Origin of the sequence: Streptococcus sp. Marseille-Q5112, from assembly GCF_916700555.1 — a bacterium.
In the GTDB taxonomy this organism is placed as follows: domain Bacteria; phylum Bacillota; class Bacilli; order Lactobacillales; family Streptococcaceae; genus Streptococcus; species Streptococcus symci.
Window position 1 is genome coordinate 35690 of sequence record NZ_CAKAKP010000007.1, and the last position, 20260, is coordinate 55949.

Genomic DNA, 20260 nt, shown 5'->3' on the forward strand with positions numbered 1-20260 from the left:
ACTTACTCCTCTCCGTAAAAAGCACGATTGAGCTTTTTCTCATTTTCTGAGATGTCATAGTCGCTATCTTCTATCTCGGAGTAGTTGACGTATAGGTTATTATTATCCACCAACTCCAGCAAGACTTGTTTTTGTTCAGCTAGTGAAAGTTTTTCGAACTCTGACTTTTTCAACTTTTTAGGGTCGACACGATAAGAGAGGAACGAAGACTTTTTAGCCTGTTCAAATAGTTGAGATAGAGTTTCAGGATCTCTTGCCTCTAAGACTGTATTTTTGAATTCCTGGGCGTCATTTTTCAGTTCACAGTAAACAAATGAACCACCACCAGTCCAGTTGACGTCTTTAGAAATGCCACCCTGTTCACCGTCAATTACTTTTTTCAATCGCTCAACTGAAACCGTCTCAATGTAATCCATCTGTTCAATACCAATGTACTGACGGTTCATTTTGTGAGCGACAGCTGCAGTTGTGCCCGTTCCTAAATGGTAATCTAAAACGATATCCCCTTTATCCGAAGAAAGTTCCAATATGCGTTTTATTAGCGCTTCTGGTTTTTGACCATCAAATTCTTCTATGCGCTGATTATCATTCGCTGAAATTATTTTAACATCATTATCCGACCATAAATCCGATAACGGGTTACCTTCTTTTTCATCCAAATATCTCTTCACCCTAGGAGTACCATTTTTAGTAAAGATAATTAGATTATTTTTTAATCCTTCATCAATCTTCTCTTGCGTCCAAATCCAATGTTTGTTTTTAGGAGGTGTCAGCATCACACCATTAAACATCTTAGGTTCTCCGGCGCCTTTTTGAGTAAAATCGAAACTCCCATATCTACGTCCTGTACTATCTTCTATGTAAGGATAATTTTTGAAATCTTTTTCAGTTTCCGAAGCTGTAAATAATTGATTGACAGTCGCTAATGATGTTTTTCTATAAACCAAAATATACTCTGTCACATTCGAAAGATAAGTGCTTTGTTTCTTCGCACTAAGCAGTTTTCTCCAAATAATTGTATTAACATGATTTTCTCGTTTAAATATACCATCTAGCAAAACAGACAAATATGGCTGTTCATTAAAATCACATTGGACATAAAGAACGCCATCGTCTGTTAATAATTCTTTAGCAACTTCAAGGCGATTCTTCATAAATACTAGCCAAGTAGAATGATTAAAGTTGTCGTTATATTTAAAACTATCATTTCCAGTATTATAAGGCGGATCAATGTAGATGAGCTTCACTTTCCCGGCAAATCGTTTTTTCAAACTATGCAGAACGATAAGATTATTCCCTTTGATGATAAGATTATCAGTATCTTTTATCTCTTCCACGTTATGTTCACCATCTTTATCATAACGCTTGAAATTGCTCAACACCTTCTCGTCCAGCAAGCGATTGATTTCCGCTGGAGCAAGGGTCTCGTTAAAGAAAATCTCTTGACGTTTCACATCGTCCTTGGTTTGCCCTCCCTCAAGCACACAATCTTTATAAGGAAAATTCAGCACAACTTCTTTATTTTCAGAAAGATAGTTTCTGTCTGGCGTCCCAAGACCTATTTTTGTTTTGTAGGCTGTAAAGCTGTCAGGCAAGAACTCCTTGTTATTTAGAAATTGCAAAAAGATATCTTTTTTAAAGACCAATACCCCATTTTGTAGCTTTGAAAAGAAATGATTGGTCATTTTTTCATTACTACTCAACTGATTGAGTAAGTCAGGACTGTACTGCCGTGCCAGCTCAGCCAGCTTATTTTTATTTAGCACACCATCCACTAAAAACTTAGGATTTTTAGAGAGAACCTGCTCTAATTCATGTTTCATATACGGAATCTCCTTCTCACTTAAAATTTGTGAAGAGCTGATAGTATTCCTTTATATGTATATATAAAGGAAGGGTATACCCTTCGGTTTTATTCAATTTTCTAGTTCTATTATAGCATATTTGAGCATGTTTAAAAGAAATGATAAAAAAGCTTGAGGAATCTTGTATTTCCTCAGGCTTTTCTTATCCTTTAAAAGTGACAATAGTCGCACCACTGCCTCCAGCATTTTGTGGGGCATAGCCAAAACTCTTGACATGTTTGTTTCTTTGTAGATATTTGGTGACACCTTCACGGATAACACCTGTTCCAATACCATGGATGATGTCAACTTGAGCCATATTATTAAGCAGGGCTTGGTCTATAAAGGCATCTAGCTCATTCATGGCTTCTTCATAGCGTTTACCTCGAAGATCCAGTCTGGCTTGTGGGCCACGACCAGATGTCCGTTTCACAACATTGACTTGTTTCTTCTTGACTTGCTTTTCTTGCTGGGCTTGAACGAGGTCAAATTCTTTCTCTTCTAAAGTCATCTTAATCAAGCCAACTTGGGCTTCCCAGCGGCCATCTTTGAGTTGACTGGTCAAGGTACCACGCTGGCCATAACTGAGCACCACGATATCATCTCCCACCTTTGGAGCTCGTTTTTTCTTAGCCTTTTGAAGAACCTTATTTTTAGATAAATCTACTTTTTCAGGAGCCAATTTTTTCAGCTTGGCCTTAGCTTCAATGATTTCATGGGGTTTGAGTTGGGATTTACTATGGAGATTCTTGAGAATCTGGTCACTTTCACTTAGGGCCATGTCCACAATCTCAGCAGCCTGTTCACGCGCCTTATTAAGCTCGGTTTCTTTTTCACGATTGAACTCATTGTAGAGTTTTTTGAGCGCTCGGTTCATCTTGAGATTTTCTTGCTCCACCTCACGGATATTGTCCAAGCGTTTACGACTCTCTAGCGTCTGCTCTTCCAGTTGCTCAATGATACGATTGACATCATTGTCCTGATCGACCTGCTGGCTGGCATCCCCTACGATAACCTCAGATAGGCCTAGACGTTTGGCAATTTCAAAGGCATTGCTTCGACCAGGCACTCCCTGCATAAAGCGATAGGTCGGGCGTAGAGTTGCAGTATCAAACTCCATGCTGGCATTTTGCACAAAAGCTGTCTCGATACCATAGGCCTTGAGCTCTGGATAGTGGGTCGTCGCCATGGTCTTGACTTGACGCAGGCGAAGGTCTTCCAGAATAGCCATGGCAAGAGCAGCTCCTTCTTGAGGGTCTGTACCAGCTCCCAACTCATCCAAGAGTAAGAGTGAATGTTGGTTGACCTTGCCAAGAATATCCACAATATTGGTCATGTGGCTAGAGAAGGTAGACAAGCTCTGTTCAATAGACTGCTCATCGCCAATATCGGCAAAGATTTCTTCAAAAATACCAACACGACTTCCCTTATCTGCTAAAATTGGCAAACCAGACTGAGCCATAACCTGCGTCAATCCCAGAGTTTTAAGCATGATAGTCTTCCCACCTGTATTGGGACCTGTAATGACAATGGCTGTTAAATCTTGACCAAAATGGACATCATTTGCGACGGCATTTTTGACCAAAGGGTGGCAGACATGGAGCAGTTGAATCTCCTGATTTTCTGACAGCTGAGGGACGACTGCTTGTCTTTCTTGGATAAAGCGGACCTTGGCACGAATCAAATCCAGATGACCGATAATCCAAGCGTCATTAGCAATCTCAGCCGCATGAGGGCGGACACGTTCAGAAATTTCTTGGAGAATGCGAAGCATTTCATAGCGCTCATCTGCTCGTAAACTGGCAATTTCTTCGCTCAGTTTGACCACCTCACGGGGTTCAATATAGACGGTATTTCCACTAGCAGAAATATCATGAACGACACCTGCAATCTTATTGCGGTAGGTGTTTTTGACAGGTAGAACCTGACGGCCATTTCTACTGGCAACGATTCCTTCTGTCAACATCTGCGCTTTTTGCTTGAGCAAATCTTGCAAGACATCGCGTACCTGACTCTCGCTATCATGGATTTTTCGACGGATGCGCGCCAATTCTTCACTGGCAAAATTTTCAATGAAACCTGCATCATTAAAGGCTTGGAGATTTCCTTGTAATTGCGGAAAATCATGTAATTTCTCAAACCAAAGGGCTAATTCTTCCAAGCTGACATTTTCCAGATTAGCATAAAAACTTTGCAGTTCTCGGCTAGCAAGAAGTACGCGCTTCAAGAGTAGGAACTCCTCGATATTGAGGTCCGCTCCCATCTCCAACCGCTTGCAGACTCCTGCGATTTCCTTGGTTGCAAGAATAGTAAAATGCGGTTGCTCGACGAAAAGAGCCTGCATTTCCTTCATCTCAGCAAAAGCCTGTTTGATTTTATCCGCTTTGGCAGTCGGAGCCAACTGTCTCAATTGCTCCAAGCCCTGCTCGGTCAACAAATGGGGTTCAAACAAAGCCTTGACCTTATTGAACTCTAATGTTTCTAATATTTTCTTGTTCATCGTTATTTCCTTGTCTTTGAATGTCTATACTCTTCGAAAATCAAATTCAAACCACGTCAGCGTCGCCTTACCGTACTCAAGTACAGCCTGCGGCTAGCTTCCTAGTTTGTTCTTTGATTTTCATTGAGTATTAGGTGTGGTAGCTTTTTACATTCTGATAGATTCGAGTCAAATCTGTAAACAAAGGGCTAGGAAAACTCCTGCCCTTTTTATCCGATTAAATTTGTCACCCAGATTTGTTTGAGCCAACTGGTTGTTACTGGTATGCTCTGGATGATGTGTTTTGCGACGATACTCTTTTCAAGAGGATTTTGTATAGCTGCCATGGGGATGGTCGCCAAGATTGTCAAGGCCATTTGTAAGACAAATAAGGTCACCAACATGGACAAGATACCTGCTGAAACTTGGAACAACTTACTACCAAGCTTTTTACTAGGAATCAAGTGTAAGAGGAGACCAAGTAAACGACCGATACTATAGACAATCCCAAATACAAGCAAGTAACCGATCCCTGCATAAAAGACCTTATCCAACTGAAAGAGTTGATCCGATGGGAAAAAGAAAGTTCCCTGTCCTTCCTGCGGATTTGCATAAGGGACCAGCAAATGGAATTGCTCTCCAAGCCCCTTATAAAACTGGCCAGCCATAAAAGCCGATGCCATGGCTGAAATCAGGTAATAAACCTGTAAGAGCAGGCCTCTCCGATAGCCGATATAAAATCCCCAAGCCAAGACCAATAGAAGAAGGATTGAAATCATAAGGAATCCTCAATCTTGCTCTGTTCTTGCTTGCAAGTCACAAGCTTGTGACGCAATTCTTTTAATTCTTGCTCCTTATCATCAAATTCAATCTCACGGCTGAGCTGAGTTGATAAACAGTTGACTGCCAACAAAAGAGCGATTGTTTCATCGTCTGCACTAGGCATTTGTTCTTTAATTGCTTGGTATTTTTCTGTCGCAACCTTAGCGATTTCCTCCATAAAGAGATTATCATGCTCGCTTGTCAAGGTTAATGATTTTTTCCCGAATGTAAATTTGAATCGATTTAGATTTGCCATAAAATTCACCTCACGATATTATACCAAAATTCGCTAATTTTGTCAGTTTTTACAAATTTACCTGCTTTTATGGTACAATAGAAACTATGGCAAGTATAACACTCACACCAAGTGAAAAGGAGATTCAGGCTTTTCTTGAACACTATCAAACCAGTCTGGCTCCCAGCAAGAATCCCTATATCCGCTACTTTTTGAGACTACCTCAAGCAACGGTTTCTATCTATACTTCTGGAAAGGTCTTGCTTCAGGGTGAAGGAGCTGAGAAATACGCCAGTTTCTTTGGCTATCAAGTTGTAGAGGAAAACAGCGGACAAAATCTCCCTTTGATTGGGACAGATGAGGTGGGAAATGGTTCCTACTTTGGTGGACTTGCAGTTGTGGCTTCCTTTGTCACTCCAGACCAGCATGACTTCTTACGAAAACTCGGTGTAGGGGATTCTAAGACTCTGACCGACCTAAAAATCCGTCAGATCGCCCCTATCCTCAAGGAAAAAATCCAACATCAGGCACTGCTTCTCTCACCAAGCAAGTACAACGAGGTCATCGGAGACCGCTACAACGCTGTTTCGGTTAAAGTTGCCCTCCATAACCAGGCTATCTATCTCCTTCTTCAAAAAGGCATTCAGACTGAGAAAATTGTGATTGATGCCTTTACCAGTGCTAAAAATTATGACAAGTACTTGGCACAAGAGGCCAATCGTTTCAGCAATCCTATCAGCTTAGAAGAAAAGGCTGAGGGCAAATACTTGGCTGTCGCAGTTTCTTCTATCATTGCGCGTGATCTCTTTCTGGAAAATCTTGAAAATCTGGGACGAGAACTGGGCTATCAACTTCCAAGTGGAGCTGGAACGGCTTCTGATAATGTTGCTAGCCAGATTTTGCAGGCCTATGGTATGCAAGGACTCAATTTCTGCGCCAAACTGCACTTTAAAAATACTGAAAAAGCGAAAAAACGCTTAGAAAGGTAAGTTATGAATTCATTTAAACATTTCTTAAAAGAGTGGGGATTGTTCCTCCTAATTCTGTCATTACTAGCTTTAAGTCGTATCTTTTTTTGGAGCAATGTTCGCGTAGAAGGGCATTCTATGGATCCTACCCTAGCGGATGGCGAAATCCTCTTTGTTGTTAAGCATCTCCCTATTGACCGTTTTGATATCGTGGTTGCCCATGAGGAAGATGGCAATAAGGACATTGTCAAACGTGTGATTGGAATGCCTGGTGACACCATCCGTTACGAAAACGATAAACTTTACATCAATGACAAAGAGACGGACGAACCTTATCTAGCTGACTACATCAAACGTTTCAAGAATGACAAACTCCAAAGCACCTATTCAGGCAAGGGTTTTGAAGGAAATAAAGGAACTTTCTTTAGAAGTATTGCTGAAAAAGCCCAAGCCTTCACAGTTGATGTCAACTACAACACCAATTTTAGCTTTACTGTCCCAGAAGGAGAATACCTTCTCCTCGGAGATGACCGCTTGGTTTCGAGCGACAGCCGCCACGTAGGTACCTTCAAAGCAAAAGATATCACAGGGGAAGCTAAATTCCGCTTCTGGCCAATCACCCGTATCGGAACATTTTAAGAGACCTAAGAGGCCGAGAATCAAGAATCTCAGCCTCTTCTTCTATCGTAAGAAGATGATTATTCTCTACCCAGTCTAACTAGGATAGAAACAAAGTTATACTCAATGAAAATCAAAGAGCAAACTAGGAAGCTAGCCGCAGGCTGTACTTGAGTACGGCAAGGCGAAGCTGACGTGGTTTGAATTTGATTTTCGAAGAGTATTAACTCTCACCTATTTATGCAAAGGAATCTTATGGAAGTTTATTTTTCAGGAACCATTGAACGGATTATTTTTGAAAATCCCAGTAATTTTTATCGTATCCTCCTCCTAGAAATCGAAGATACAGACGCAGAGGATTTTGATGATTTTGAAATCATTGTCACGGGTACCATGGCCGACGTGATCGAGGGAGAAGACTATACCTTTTGGGGACAGATTGTCCAGCACTCCAAGTATGGGGAGCAACTGCAAATCAGCCGGTATGAACGCTCAAAACCAACTAGCAAGGGATTGGTTAAGTACTTTTCAAGTAGCCATTTCAAGGGGATTGGTCTCAAGACAGCTCAGAAAATTGTAGATACCTATGGCGACAATACCATTGACGAAATTCTGCAACACCCAGAAAAGCTAGAAGGTATCTCAGGACTCTCTGCTAAAAATCGCGAGGCCTTCGTCTCTACTCTCCGCCTCAACTACGGAACAGAGATGGTCTTGGCCAAGCTAGCCAACTACGGCATTCCCAACAAACTAGCCTTTCAGATTCAAGACTTTTACAAGGAAGAAACCCTTGATGTGGTTGAAAATTATCCCTACCAGTTAGTCGAGGATATAAAGGGCTTGGGCTTTACCATTGCTGACCAATTAGCGGAAGAACTAGGCATAGAAAGTCAGGCTCCTGAACGCTTCCGCGCCGGTCTAGTTCACAGTCTTTTTCAGGCCTGTATGGAAACAGGGGACACCTATGTTGAAGCACGAGATCTGCTAGAACAAACTCTAACCCTACTTGAGTCTTCCCGCCCCGTGGAACTGGATCCCAGCCAAGTGGCCCAAGAACTCTCCTACCTGATCGAAGAAGACAAGGTTCAGCAGATTGATACCAAGATTTTTGACAACAGCCTCTTTTTCGCCGAGGAAGGCATCCGCAGTCACTTGGTTCGTATCCTTGAAAAAGGAAAACAGAAGAGCCAGGATTTAAAAACCATTCAAAAACATATCGCTACTGTCGAAGAAGATTTGGAGATTGAGTATGATAACATTCAAAAACAAGCTATTTGTGATGCTATCCAGAACAAGGTCTTTATCCTAACAGGTGGACCTGGTACTGGTAAGACAACGGTTATCAATGGGATCATAGCTGTTTATGCCCTTTTAGAAGGACTTGACCTCAGGAAAAAAAGCAACCTACCTATTCTTCTTGCTGCTCCAACTGGACGAGCCGCTCGGCGCATGAATGAATTGACAGGTTTGCCTAGCGCGACCATACACCGCCATTTGGGAATGACAGGGGACGATGATACCAGTCATCTGGAAGATTATCTGGATGCTGACTTTATCATCGTGGATGAATTTTCCATGGTGGATACTTGGCTGGCCAACCAACTCTTCTCCAACATCTCTTCGAACAGTAAGATCCTCATCGTGGGTGACAGCGACCAACTACCGTCTGTCAGCCCTGGACAGGTTCTAGCGGATCTGCTTCATATTCCCTTGATTCCTCAGACTCGCTTGGAAAAAATTTATCGGCAAAGTGAAGAATCAACCATCGTAACCCTAGCTAGTCAGATTAGACAGGGCATCCTGCCAGCTGATTTCACCCAGAAAAAAGCAGACCGTTCCTACTTTGAAATTGCTAGCGGACATATTCCTGCTACGATTGAAAAAATCTTAGATGCCGCCCTCAGAAATGGTATTCCTGCCCGTGATATCCAAGTTCTGGCTCCTATGTACCGAGGAACTGCAGGGATTGATGCCATCAACCAACTCATGCAAGACCTGCTTAATCCACCACAAAAAGACCAACTCAGTTTTGAAGCTCCCCAGTGCCACTATCGTAAGGGCGACAAGGTCATTCACTTGGTCAATGATGCTGAAATCAATGTCTTTAATGGAGATTTAGGAACTATCACAGACCTGATTCCTGGTAAATACACCGAGTCGAAACAAGACGAAATTGTCATTGATTTTGATGGCAACGAGGTCTCTTACCCACGTAACGAATGGTACAAGATTCGCCTGGCCTATGCCATGAGTATCCATAAGTCCCAGGGAAGTGAGTTCCCTGTTGTCATCCTACCTATCACTAGTGCTAGTAGGCGTATGCTGGAGCGCAATCTCATCTATACAGCCATTACACGCGCCAAAAGCAAGCTTATCTTACTAGGCGAATTACAGGCCTTTGACTATGCTACCCAACACATCGGAACTGCCCGAAAAACCTATCTGATTGAACGCTTCAGTGATTTATTGGAGAATGTTGAAGAAAAGCAACCAGCTGTCTCTGAAATAATCACATCAAGTACCTCTGAACAATCCTACATCCTAACCGAAGAAAACTGGGATAGCATCCCAGCCATGATTGGGATTACAGACGCAGATCTCAAAGAGATTTTTGGAAAATAGTACACAAGAAAACCCACCAATTCAGGTGGGATTTTTGTTTATTAAGATTATTTAACTGTTGCTGTGCTTGTGATCAATTCAACAGCTTTTTTGATTGTGATATCATGTTTCAACATATCAGCTGAAAGCAAGCTTTGTACTTGAGCCACTTCCATGTTGTAGTCTGTTGCCAATTGCTCAACTTCTTTTTGGATTTCTTCTTCTGAAGCGTCAAATCCTTCAGCTTTCGCAACTGCTTCGATAACAAGGTTAGTCTTCGTACGTGACTCAGCTTCTCCCTCGTATTGTTTGTGAAGGTCTTCTTGAGTAGTTCCAGTGATTTGGAAGTACATGTCAGGGTTGATACCTTGACGTTGCAAGTTTCCAAGGAATTCATTAACTGAACGGTGAACTTCTTCGTGGATCATTTCTTCTGGAAGTTCTACGATTTCAGCGTTTTCTACAGCTTTATCAATTGCTGCACCTTCTACTGCATCTTTGTAAGCTTCTTCTTTAGCAGCAGCTAATTCTTTGCGGTATTTTTCTTTCAATTCAGCAAGTGTTTCAACTTCTTCGTCGATATCTTTTGCAAGTTCATCGTCAAGAGCTGGAACTTCTTTAGCTTTAACTTCGTGGATAGTTGTCACGAATTTAGCTTCTTTACCTGCAAGGTCTTCTGCTTGGTAGTCTTCTGGGAATGTTACGATAACGTCAACAGTTTCGCCAGCTGAGTGACCTACCAATTGGTCTTCGAAACCTGGGATGAATTGACCTGAACCAAGTCCAAGTGAGAAGTTTTCACCTTTTCCGCCATCAAATTCAACACCGTCGATAGAACCAACGAAGTCGATGACAACAGTGTCGCCGTTTTCAGCAGCAGCTTCCTTGATAACCAATTCAGCCAAGTTGTTGCGTTCACGTTCGATACGCTCTTCAACGTCAGCGTCAGTTACTTCTTTTTCTACATCAACTGATACTTCAAGGTTTTTGTAGTCACCCAATTTTACTTCAGGTTTTGTAACGACTTCAGCAGTGATAACCCAGTCTTGACCTTTTTCCATTGAAGTTACATCAATTTTTGGTTGAGCAACCACTTCAAGACCAGCTTCTTTTACAGCTGCTTCATAAGCATTTGGCAAAAGAGCGTTCATAACGTCTTGGTAAAGTGACTCTTCACCAAATTTTTTGTCGAAGATAGGGCGTGGAAGGTGACCTTTACGGAAACCTGGAACATTAAGAGATTTCTTCACTGAGTTGAAGACACGGTCCAATTCTGGTTTGATTTGGTCTTGAGAGATAGTGAAAGTCAAGACACCACGGTTTGTTTCTTTGTTTTCAAATGATACAGACATTCTGTCATTTCTCCTTAAAATTTTTTAAATACAGTCTATTATAACATAAATGGGCGATTTTTTTCAAGTAATGAATGCGCTTTTCAATCACGCTAGAGGTACTTGCTTGCTTCTTTGATACTAAGGTCAGCCATTCTTTCCTTGTTTTTCTCAATGAAGCCTGCTACCCAAGTTGGATTGGTTTTGGAGTAGTCTCTTAGAGCCCAGCCAATGGCTTTATTGATAAAGAACTCTGCTTGGTTCAAATTATGAAGCAGAATCTTTTCCATTAATTGAACATTGGTCTTCTCTTTTCTTAACAACTGGTGGTCAATAGCGATCCGTCTCAGCCAGATATTATCTGATAGACTCCATTGGAGGATTATTTTTTCCAGTTCCGGCTTGTCATACACCAAACTCCCTACTACTCGATCTAGAATATCTACCGTATCCCACCAAGACTTGGTAACAACCAACTGCTCTAGCTTAGGCAAATCGCTGTCCTTTAGATAAGACTGCATGGCTTTCAAATAATTAGCAGCTACATATTGGTATTCTCTAGGCTCCTTTCTCCAGCAAGTATCTACAAAATCCCAATCGATAATCTTTGTTTTTTTCGCTTCTGGAAAGTATTTTTTATAGAGTTTATTTCTTTCTGGCGCCGCAACGCCTAGAAAGGAAAATTGATGGTGCATATAGGCCTCCATAGCCCCTGATTTTTTAGGATTCTTTGCTGCTTCTAGCTCCTCATGTAAATCTGTTAGACTCATCTAAAACTCCTCATGCCCCACCAAGTGGTGCTGAAAGGCATAGACCGCTGCCTGGGTACGATCGCTGACCTCAAGTTTGGCAAGAATGTTAGACACGTGCGTCTTGACCGTCTTGAGAGAGATAAAGAGTTCGTCTGCGATGCGCTGATTTTCGTAGCCCTTGGCGATGAGTTGGAGAACATCTCGCTCACGCGCAGTCAGGTCCTCATGTAGTTCTATGTGATTGCGGTGGTATTCGACCTTCTTGCTGACCTCTTGCTCAATGGCCAACTCTCCAGCAGCCACCTTACGGACGGCATGGAGTAGTTCGTCTGCACTAGAAGTCTTAAGCATATAGCCTCTAGCACCAGCATTCAAGACAGGCATGATTTTTTCATTGTCCAAGTACGAAGTCACAATCAAAATCTTGGCTTCAGGCCATTCTTTGAGGATAGCCAAGGTCGCATCAATTCCATTCATCTCAGGCATAACGATATCCATGACAATGACATCTGGACGCAGTTCCAATGCCAACTCAATACCCTGAGATCCGTTGGCAGCCTCGCCCACAACTTCTACATCGTCTTGGAGGTCAAAGTAGCTTTTCAAGCCCAATCGGACCATTTCATGGTCATCTACCAGTAAAATTCTCATCTCTACTCCTTTATAATTCATTGTCTAACAAGGGAATACGGATATCAACCGCCAGTCCTTGCTTTGGAGCTGTCAATAGTTGAACCCTTCCTGCCATATCTTCAACCCGCTCCTTGATATTGCGGAGTCCATAACTCAGGTCGTCTAAACTCCCCAGCTGGAACCCAATCCCATTGTCCACCACCTTCAGCTGCAATTCAGCATCTGTCTGATAGAGATAAACATCCAGACAAGAGGCCTGGGCATGGCGAAGTGTATTGCTAATCAACTCCTGCAAAATGCGGAAGATATGCTCCTCGATTTTCTTGGGCAATTTCGTCACATTTTGCTTGAAACTAACCTTTAGATCACTCTTGTCCTCAAGCTCTTTTAAAAGGATTTGAATCCCTTCAACCAGACTCTTCTGCTCCAGCTCAACTGGGCGCAAGTGCAGGAGCAAGACCCGCAAATCCTTCTGGGCGGTTTCTAAAATAGCTGTGACACTCTGCAACTGGATCTGCATCTTTTCTCTATCCAATTTCAAAGCCTGCTGACTGATACCCGATAAAATCATGTGGGCCGCAAACAACTCCTGACTGACTGTATCGTGCAAATCCCGAGCAATCCGCTTTCTTTCCTTCTCAATGATTTCCTCTTCCTGAGCAAGGCTGTGATTTTCAGCCTTTTGAAGTGCTTCTGTCAAAAGGTTAAGTTTGCCTGACAAGGACTTGAAACTGGCATCCAAATCTGGATCTGCAACCTGAACCACTTCTTTCCCTGCCGACAAACGCTTGAGATTAGCCTGCATTTTTCTTAGAGAAAGCTCTTCAACACCTCTCCAAAACAGAGCTAAGAGACAGGTTATGGACAGGCTGAATACCAACAACAAAAAGACAAATTTTTCTGTTTTTTCGACATCATGCAAGAAAATAGACCAGTCAAAGTTAAGAATTTCCAGCAGGCTGTGGGAGAAAAATAAGACAAACAGGATGGAGGTGAGAGCAATGATTACATAGGCTTGTTTTTTCATCCTCTAACCACCTCCACATCTCCAATCACAGTGGTCAAGAGAATCTTGACACTCTTGTTACTCTTAAGATAGTCTCTTGTTTCTTGATGATAGTGTTCATTGCGAAGGGCTCGCTTGGGCTGGTTGAAAAAAGTCAAATCACCATAGAGACAGTTAACGCTGAGACTGACTTCCACATCTACAGGTACGATGATTTTGGTCGTTCCTACCATCTTTCTGAGGATAATAACATTATCGTGATTGGTTAGGATGACCCTCTCCAGATGAACAGTGTCCTTGCCCATGAGGCGAAAGAGATTGATATCATCAAACTGGCAAGTCTGGTAGCTTGAAAAATGATGGAGATTGCCAAACCAACGATTTTTCTCCTTCTTAACCGTTACCACCTCTTCAAAAACCAAATTGGTCTGCTCTTTTTCCTGGTTCATCATCGGATAAAGAAGAAAGAGGCTATAGATGACAGCAACAAAAATAGCTAGAATCACAAAGGGATTGAGCATGACGATGAAAAAGAAGAGAATGGTTGCCACCACTAAAAGAAGATTATTGCCCTCTTTACCAGTGTAATAGCGAATCAAAAGCAAAAAGAGGAATAAAATCAGCAGAAAACGCGAAAAATGCTCTGAAACCATCAAAATCAGAGCTCCTGTCAAAAGACAAGCTTCAATAAATAAAAAGATTTTAAATTTTCTCATAGGTGCATCCTCTCCCTTCTATTTTATCACAATTCAAAAAAGTCACCTCGGTCTGAAGATGGAAAAAAAGGCGGTGGTTACGCCTTTTTCATCTGATCCTTTGCTTCTTTTAATTTTCCATAAAGAAGATAGTCTACTTTTTGCAGTTCTGCTATGGTGGCACAATTAAGGGCACACATAATCAAACGCAGATCGTCTTTCCAGCCTTGGACAATACCAATCACTTCTTCGACTGTGTAGCTTTCAATCAATTCCAGAACTGTTCGAGACAGTCCTACAGCCTTGGCACCAAAGACCAGGCACTTAATCATATCCAGCGGATTCCGAACCCCTCCACTGACCAAGAGTTCGACCTTATCTTTCCAGTCTTGGGCATTGATAAGGGCCTGCATGGTGGACTGGCCCCATTGATTGAGGTAGTCACGTTGACCACTGCGACGGTTTTCGATATAAGCAAAGCTGGTGCCACCACGACCTGACAGGTCAAAGGTTCGAACGCCTAGTTCATAGGCTCTTTCGATGGTCTTCACATCCATTCCAAAGCCAACTTCCTTGAGGACAATCGGAACGGGGATTTGCTTGCTATAGTCTGCTAGATGCGATTGCCAGCATCTGAACTTCCTTTCTCCCTCAGGCATGAGCAATTCCTGCATAACATTGACATGCACTTGTAAAAGTAAAGGATTCATCTCTTCTACAGTCTGAAGACCGAACGCGACAGGCTTGTCTAATCCAATATTGGTTCCAAGAAGGAGATTTGGATGATCACACTTGACAGAAAAAGTGTCGTCTGTTGGATCCTTAAGGGCTGCGCTATAAGAACCCGTCACAAATAAAATTCCACAGGTTTCTGCCACTTGAGCCAACTTTTGATTGATTTCTTTACCTTTTTCACTCCCACCTGTCATGGCATTGATATAAAAAGGAAAATCCCACTTTCGACCAGCAAACTCTGTCGACAGATCGATTTCATCCAGGTCGTAAAGAGGCAAGGAAGAATGAATCAACTCCACCTCATCAAAGCTATTATAGGAACTTTTCTGCTCAAGGGCATAGCGGATGTGCTCATCCTTACGATTTGTCGTCATGTCCTATCCTTTCTTGGTATAAGAGCTCAATCCCCAGATCGGCCCAACGATTTTTTAGGGTTTCAGTTGATTGCTCATCAAAACTCAAGGCAATACCACAATCACCACCACCAGCGCCGCTACTCTTGGCAACAGCTTGCAAATCTTGACTGCTTTCTTTCAACTGTCTGAGCGAAGGCGTGTAAATATCTGTGCTCAAGCCTTCTAAGAGCTTGCTGGCTCCTTCTACTTGCTCGATAATTTTTTCTGATTTCCCCTGCTCCAAGGCTTCTACCAAAGAAACTACCGTTTCTTTTAAGGAACTTAAAAAATTCTGATTGATGTTTTGTTTGATTTGCTGGACCATGTGACTCGATACAGCCACTTCCTTGGTCCATCCCACTAGGAAATCACATTCTAAAGTTGGTTTCACTTGCGAAATTGAAAAGCCCCAATCACGCTCTAAAACTGTCGCCAAGTTTTCTTCTTTCAACCAAGCAGCCACCTTCTGGCGATCAAATGACTGGTAGAGAACCAATTCCTCTGCCACAATACAGGCAATGTCCCCCATAGAACCATTGTCTCCGCGCTTGAGCAAGACCGCACTGGCCAGCTTGAACAAGAGATCCTGATCAACCGAAAGCTTATACAGAGCCAGTAAAGCCTTGATAACCAAGACAACGACGCTACCGCTAGAACCTAGACCAAACTTTTTCCCTTCTCGTTCCATTTTTCCTCGGATTTCCAAAGAAAAAGGTCGCAAGGTCTGCCCACGATAAACAAGGAAATCTTGCACTAAAGCAATTGTTTCTTGAATCAAGCTATAGTCAGGATTTGGTGTCAAATCTACTGTGAAATCAAACAGATCTGAATAGATACGGTAACTATCAGAAAAAGCAATCTCGCCCTTCATATAGATGGGAATGGCCTTTATCAAGGCTAACTGCCCTGGCTCTAGAATAGCATATTCACCTGCCCAATAGAGTTTCCCGCAAGTTTTAACAGCAATCATCTTGGCTCAAATCCTTTGTTTTTGACACAATTAAGCGATAACGTTGACTGAAGATTTCTGATAAATGCTCCAAGTCTTTCTCTTGACAGAGGACTTTGACATTGGGACCAGCATCCATAGTAAAGTAGCAGGCTTCCCCTTGCTCACGAAGCTGGCGAACAAAGTCCATGGCTTCATAAGAGGCGTCCGTCAGATAAGAAAAGGCTGGTGATGCTGTTTTGGTCGTAGCATGCATAGCCAGGGCATTTTCCTCCGTTAATTCCCCAACCTTGGCAAAATCACTTTCCTTGAGGTAAACCAGCATATCCTGATAGTCCTTCTCAGACTGACGAACCCAGTCATCAAAAGTCGTCGAAGTTTCCACACAGAGTTTCATACCGTCACGACTGGAGATTGGTTTTTTCTTGTCCTCCAGCACCAACATAATCATAGCTAGTTTCAAGTCTGTCTCTACAGGGTAAATTTCCCCACTATCCTTATCCCAAGCGCCTAGTGGTCCATAAAAACTCCGAGAGGAAGATCCTGAGGCAAACTTAGCTTCCTTCGCTAACTGACTCCGAGTAAATCCAAGCTTGAAATAAGCATTACAAGCCTTGACCAGGGCGGACAAACCACTAGAACTTGATGACAAGCCCGCTGCGGTAGGCATATTGTTTTGAGTATCTATACGGACAAAGCCCTCACCTTCTGGACGGTAACGATCAATAATCTTACTCATCTTAGCATGCTCCGCCTCATTTTGTAACTGACCATTGATATAAAAGACATCAGCTGTCGCATCCGTCGGTAGAGATGACAGAGTCGTCTCTGTGTACATATTTTCCAAAGTCAGAGAGATACTGCTAGTAGCAGGCACCATCTCTTTTTCTTTTTTCTTTCCCCAATATTTGATAATAGCAATATTTGCGTAGGAACGTACTGTTACAGGCTCTCGATCCATGTCTGAACAGCTCCTTTCTCTTCTAATCTTTCTGCTAGTTCTTGTACGTGTGTTAAATTATCTGCCAAGGCTATGATACAGCCTCCTAGTCCACCACCGCTCATCTTGGCACCCAGAGCACCATGGCTAAGAGCCGTTTCAACTAGAGAATCCGCCTCAGGGCTACTAACACCAATTTCTTTTAGATGTAAATGCGCTTGACTGAGGATTTGTCCCAGTCCTTCAGCATCTTTTTGTGAAATCGCTTCTTCTGCTTGCTGGGTCAATTCTCCCAGGGCATGCAAAAACGGCAGGGCATCCTTCCCCTTGCTTTGAACCACTTGGATGGCTTCACGAGTATGGCCATAAACGCCTGTATCAGCAATCACCAAATAGGCAGATAAATCCATCTCAAGCTCTGTAAATCCTACATTCTTAATAAAGCGAATAGGCTGGTCACTGAGACAGGTCTTGGCATCCAAACCACTCGGATTCATATGAGCAATCATCTCAGCCCGATTGACCAAGATTTCTAATACATCATGAGGCAGTTCTGCCTCATAGTAGTCAAAAACCGCACGAATAGCCGCTATGCTGATAGCAGCTGACGAACCCATTCCCCGCTTCTCAGGGATAGCCGAGTCAATCTCACAGCGAATGCAGGATTCTTTGATATCCAAATACTCCAGCGAAGCATAAACTGCCATGGACAAGGTATCTTCCTCATAGAGACGCCAAGGACTCGCTGCAGGAACTACCTTACAAGTCACCTCCACCTCCAAAAGGGGCAAGGAAATAGCAGGATAACCGTAAACGACCGCATGCTCCCCTATTAAAATAATCTTACTATGTGCCTGACCGACACCAACCTTTTTTGTCATTTTTTCCTTTTGCTAGACGAAAAAGCCGTCTCATACTCAATGAAAATCAAAAAGCAAACTAGGAAGCTAGCCGCAGGTTGCTCAAAACACTGTTTTGAGGTTGTGGATAGAACTGACGAAGTCAGTAACCATAGCTACGGTAAGGCAACGCTGACGTGGTTTGAATTTAATTTTCGAAGAGTATTATTTTTTCCTACAAGTATTTATTCTCTCCTATCTATTTTATTATATTTTCACAAAAAAAGCGATTGTTTCCTTCACAATCGCCTCTTTCATTATTGAACCCATTCGCCATTATAATTGACAGAATAGCCATCTACGGTCGTATTCACTGCCAAAGCACCTGAGTTGTAAGCATAGTACCATTTGCCATTGACCTGGAACCAGCCTATCTTCATATCTCCATTACTTGCATTTAGGTAGTACCAAGTTGAACCATCTTGATACCAACCAGTTGCCATAGCTCCTGATGAACGGAGATAGTACCACTTGTTACCAAGGTATTGCCAGCCCGTTTTCATATCACCATTTTCAGCATCTAGATAATACCAAGTCGAACCTTCTTGATACCAGCCAGTTGCCATAGCTCCTGATGAACGGAGGTAGTACCACTTATTGCCAAGTTGTTTCCAACCAGTTTGCATAATGCCAGTTTCTGGGTCTAGGTAATACCACGGAGCAGGTTTGCTTCTATCAATGCCAAAAGTAACATGGAAATCTTGAGTCCAACCCTTAGCAACTTCACCAATTGGTAGTGGATTGTAAGAATCATCGCCAGAAATTCCTAGCTTATTTAAATAATACCAATTGCCGTCTTCATAAGTCCAACCTGTCTTTACAGCATAATTATTATCAAAATAATAAGTTCTCTTTTCAGCAGATGGAGCATATTGTTCACCGTATACTTTTCCTGTATTTTCAGACGTTTTTGCCTCTAGTACTTGTTTATCTGTTTGTTCTAGCAAAGCACCATCTTGTCCAAAATAGTACCACTTCTCCTGAAGGCCAATTTCTAAGACTGGACGATTATTAAATAAATTATCACGATAACCTGTTCCATGAATTTCTACGTATTGCCATCCAACTACCATTTCTCCTTTATCACCAAAATAGTAAGTTTTACCGTCTATTTTATGCCAATAGATTGCTTTATGATCATCTTTTACATAATATTTTCTATTATCCTTATCAACAAATTGGCCACCTGTGGTATCCGCAAATACAGTATTTGTAGCTAGCAAACCAAAGAAAAATGCTGTTAGTCCAACTTGCATAGTTTTTTTAAAAAGTTTCATTTATATGTCCTCCAACATTAAATCCACTCACCAGATGAGGCGAAATTATAAACTTTACCATCGATAGTTTGGCTACCTGTAACCATTGCTCCAGAGGAATTGAGATAATACCAGTTTCCACCTACTTTGGTCCAACCTGTCTTCATATCTCCATTACCTGCATTTAGATAGTACCAAGTTGAACCATCTTTCACCCAACCAGTTGCCATAGCTCCTGATGAACGGAGATAGTACCACTTGTTACCAAGATATTGCCAGTCTGTTTTCATATCGCCATTTTCAGCATCTAAATAGTACCAAGTTGAGCCTTCCTGATACCAGCCAGTTGTCATAGCTCCTGATGAACGGAGGTAGTACCATTTATTGCCAAGTTGTTTCCAACCAGTTTGCATGATACCAGTTGTTGGATCTAGATAGTACCAAGCTGAACCATCATTTATCCAACCTGTACGTATTTCACCACCAATATAGTCTTCTCCATTAATTTCTGTTTTAGCTAGATAATACCAGTTAGACTGGTCATAAAGCCAACCTGTCTTTAAAGAATGATCTTGATTAAAGTAATAGTTCGTGTAAAAACTCTTCTCTTCTTTATCTTCCGGATTTGTACGTTTTTCCCCATACTTTCTTCCAACGCTGTCTTTAGTTTTAACCTCTAATGCTTCCCAACCAACAAACTCTTGTAGCACTCCATTTTTGTCAAAGTAGTACCATTCTGGCATTGGGGAACCTTCTAATCTTATACCATTAGGATAAGGACCAATTGTACTACCTTTAGATGGAAACGGAATATATTGCCAGCCGACCACCATCTCTCCAGATAAAGGATCAAAATAATAGTACTTCCCATCAATCACTCGCCAGTAGGTTTCTTTTAGGTCCCCCTTCTTGTAGTAGGTTCTACCATTTTCTTGGACAAATTGCCAGCCTTCTGAATCAGCATCATCCGCCAATACTGCACTTGTTGCTAGCAAACCGAAGAAAAAGACTGCTAATGCGATTTGCATCAATTTTTTTATTATTTTCATTAGACCTATCCTCCATAACTGATTATAGCAAAGACCAAACCGCATGTCAATAT

The 20260-nt window shown here is 42.1% G+C and carries 18 protein-coding genes; 3 read left to right on the forward strand and 15 right to left on the reverse strand.

All coding sequences use genetic code 11. The features are described 5' to 3' along the window. Positions 1-2: 2 nt before the first annotated feature. The 4 genes from LG372_RS06230 to zapA all read right to left on the reverse strand — a co-directional run bounded on the left by LG372_RS06230 (position 3) and on the right by zapA (position 5401). Complete coding sequence (locus tag LG372_RS06230; RefSeq protein ID WP_225742374.1) at positions 3-1823, reverse strand: DNA methyltransferase; 1821 nt, start codon at positions 1821-1823, stop codon at positions 3-5. 184 nt (positions 1824-2007) lie between these two features. After that, on the reverse strand, positions 2008-4344 hold the full coding sequence (locus LG372_RS06235) for an endonuclease MutS2 (protein WP_225742375.1): 2337 nt from the start codon (positions 4342-4344) through the stop codon (positions 2008-2010). A 209-nt stretch (positions 4345-4553) separates the two neighbouring features. Further along, entirely contained in the window at positions 4554-5102 is a 549-nt protein-coding gene (locus LG372_RS06240) for a CvpA family protein (RefSeq protein WP_042751665.1), read from the reverse strand. Then, positions 5099-5401 (reverse strand): cell division protein ZapA, encoded by a 303-nt coding sequence (gene zapA / locus LG372_RS06245; protein WP_020901580.1) that lies wholly within the window; start codon positions 5399-5401, stop codon positions 5099-5101. The genes LG372_RS06240 and zapA overlap by 4 nt, the downstream gene beginning before the upstream one ends. Positions 5402-5487: 86 nt before the next feature. Between zapA and rnhC the strand changes: the two genes are divergently transcribed. The 3 genes from rnhC to LG372_RS06260 all read left to right on the forward strand — a co-directional run bounded on the left by rnhC (position 5488) and on the right by LG372_RS06260 (position 9588). Further along, positions 5488-6369 carry a ribonuclease HIII gene (gene rnhC, locus LG372_RS06250; RefSeq protein ID WP_225742376.1) on the forward strand — a complete coding sequence of 294 codons (882 nt, stop codon included), beginning with the start codon at positions 5488-5490 and terminating at the stop codon, positions 6367-6369. A gap of 3 nt (positions 6370-6372) precedes the next feature. Next, complete coding sequence (gene lepB / locus LG372_RS06255) at positions 6373-6987, forward strand: signal peptidase I (protein WP_084864825.1); 615 nt, start codon at positions 6373-6375, stop codon at positions 6985-6987. 234 nt (positions 6988-7221) lie between these two features. Continuing rightward, positions 7222-9588, forward strand: coding sequence for an ATP-dependent RecD-like DNA helicase (locus tag LG372_RS06260; RefSeq protein WP_225742377.1), 2367 nt, complete (start codon positions 7222-7224; stop codon positions 9586-9588). A 47-nt stretch (positions 9589-9635) separates the two neighbouring features. Here LG372_RS06260 and tig read toward each other — a convergent pair whose 3' ends face one another. The 11 genes from tig to cbpJ form a co-directional block, all read right to left on the reverse strand. Then, entirely contained in the window at positions 9636-10919 is a 1284-nt protein-coding gene (gene tig / locus LG372_RS06265) for a trigger factor (protein WP_042751668.1), read from the reverse strand. 92 nt (positions 10920-11011) lie between these two features. Further along, on the reverse strand, positions 11012-11668 hold the full coding sequence (locus tag LG372_RS06270; protein ID WP_094753847.1) for a DNA alkylation repair protein: 657 nt from the start codon (positions 11666-11668) through the stop codon (positions 11012-11014). Further along, positions 11669-12301, reverse strand: a complete 633-nt coding sequence (locus tag LG372_RS06275; protein WP_225742378.1) for a response regulator transcription factor — start codon at positions 12299-12301, stop codon at positions 11669-11671. A gap of 10 nt (positions 12302-12311) precedes the next feature. Further along, positions 12312-13310, reverse strand: coding sequence for a sensor histidine kinase (locus LG372_RS06280; RefSeq protein ID WP_225742379.1), 999 nt, complete (start codon positions 13308-13310; stop codon positions 12312-12314). Next, positions 13307-14005 carry a cell wall-active antibiotics response protein LiaF gene (gene liaF, locus LG372_RS06285; protein ID WP_225742380.1) on the reverse strand — a complete coding sequence of 233 codons (699 nt, stop codon included), beginning with the start codon at positions 14003-14005 and terminating at the stop codon, positions 13307-13309. The genes LG372_RS06280 and liaF overlap by 4 nt, the downstream gene beginning before the upstream one ends. Before the next feature lie 77 nt (positions 14006-14082). Next, complete coding sequence (gene fni / locus LG372_RS06290) at positions 14083-15093, reverse strand: type 2 isopentenyl-diphosphate Delta-isomerase (protein WP_225742381.1); 1011 nt, start codon at positions 15091-15093, stop codon at positions 14083-14085. Further along, positions 15077-16084: a phosphomevalonate kinase gene (locus LG372_RS06295; RefSeq protein ID WP_225742382.1), complete on the reverse strand. Its 1008-nt coding sequence runs from the start codon at positions 16082-16084 to the stop codon at positions 15077-15079. The genes fni and LG372_RS06295 overlap by 17 nt, the downstream gene beginning before the upstream one ends. Beyond that, on the reverse strand, positions 16071-17024 hold the full coding sequence (gene mvaD, locus LG372_RS06300; RefSeq protein ID WP_225742383.1) for a diphosphomevalonate decarboxylase: 954 nt from the start codon (positions 17022-17024) through the stop codon (positions 16071-16073). Before mvaD ends, LG372_RS06295 begins: the two co-directional genes overlap by 14 nt. Continuing rightward, the gene (mvk, locus tag LG372_RS06305) at positions 17006-17884 is read right to left on the reverse strand and encodes a mevalonate kinase (protein WP_225742384.1); all 879 of its coding nucleotides are present in this window, start codon (positions 17882-17884) and stop codon (positions 17006-17008) included. Before mvk ends, mvaD begins: the two co-directional genes overlap by 19 nt. A 275-nt stretch (positions 17885-18159) precedes the next feature. Next, positions 18160-19179, reverse strand: a complete 1020-nt coding sequence (gene cbpC, locus LG372_RS06310) for an N-acetylmuramoyl-L-alanine amidase family protein (RefSeq protein ID WP_225742385.1) — start codon at positions 19177-19179, stop codon at positions 18160-18162. Positions 19180-19196: 17 nt separating this feature from the next. Beyond that, entirely contained in the window at positions 19197-20207 is a 1011-nt protein-coding gene (gene cbpJ, locus LG372_RS06315) for an N-acetylmuramoyl-L-alanine amidase family protein (RefSeq protein ID WP_225742386.1), read from the reverse strand. Between the last annotated feature and the right edge of the window lie 53 nt (positions 20208-20260).

Coding starts and splice junctions, on each gene's coding strand:
- rnhC (WP_225742376.1), top strand. CDS start 5,488: ATGGCAAGTATAACACTCACACCAAGTGAAAAGGAGATTCAGGCTTTT.
- cbpC (WP_225742385.1), bottom strand. CDS start 19,179: ATGAAACTTTTTAAAAAAACTATGCAAGTTGGACTAACAGCATTTTTC.
- LG372_RS06270 (WP_094753847.1), bottom strand. CDS start 11,668: ATGAGTCTAACAGATTTACATGAGGAGCTAGAAGCAGCAAAGAATCCT.
- LG372_RS06280 (WP_225742379.1), bottom strand. CDS start 13,310: ATGAAAAAACAAGCCTATGTAATCATTGCTCTCACCTCCATCCTGTTT.
- mvk (WP_225742384.1), bottom strand. CDS start 17,884: ATGACAAAAAAGGTTGGTGTCGGTCAGGCACATAGTAAGATTATTTTA.
- fni (WP_225742381.1), bottom strand. CDS start 15,093: ATGACGACAAATCGTAAGGATGAGCACATCCGCTATGCCCTTGAGCAG.
- LG372_RS06260 (WP_225742377.1), top strand. CDS start 7,222: ATGGAAGTTTATTTTTCAGGAACCATTGAACGGATTATTTTTGAAAAT.
- lepB (WP_084864825.1), top strand. CDS start 6,373: ATGAATTCATTTAAACATTTCTTAAAAGAGTGGGGATTGTTCCTCCTA.
- zapA (WP_020901580.1), bottom strand. CDS start 5,401: ATGGCAAATCTAAATCGATTCAAATTTACATTCGGGAAAAAATCATTA.
- LG372_RS06275 (WP_225742378.1), bottom strand. CDS start 12,301: ATGAGAATTTTACTGGTAGATGACCATGAAATGGTCCGATTGGGCTTG.
- LG372_RS06235 (WP_225742375.1), bottom strand. CDS start 4,344: ATGAACAAGAAAATATTAGAAACATTAGAGTTCAATAAGGTCAAGGCT.
- LG372_RS06295 (WP_225742382.1), bottom strand. CDS start 16,084: ATGATTGCTGTTAAAACTTGCGGGAAACTCTATTGGGCAGGTGAATAT.
- mvaD (WP_225742383.1), bottom strand. CDS start 17,024: ATGGATCGAGAGCCTGTAACAGTACGTTCCTACGCAAATATTGCTATT.
- LG372_RS06230 (WP_225742374.1), bottom strand. CDS start 1,823: ATGAAACATGAATTAGAGCAGGTTCTCTCTAAAAATCCTAAGTTTTTA.
- tig (WP_042751668.1), bottom strand. CDS start 10,919: ATGTCTGTATCATTTGAAAACAAAGAAACAAACCGTGGTGTCTTGACT.
- LG372_RS06240 (WP_042751665.1), bottom strand. CDS start 5,102: ATGATTTCAATCCTTCTTCTATTGGTCTTGGCTTGGGGATTTTATATC.
- liaF (WP_225742380.1), bottom strand. CDS start 14,005: ATGAGAAAATTTAAAATCTTTTTATTTATTGAAGCTTGTCTTTTGACA.
- cbpJ (WP_225742386.1), bottom strand. CDS start 20,207: ATGAAAATAATAAAAAAATTGATGCAAATCGCATTAGCAGTCTTTTTC.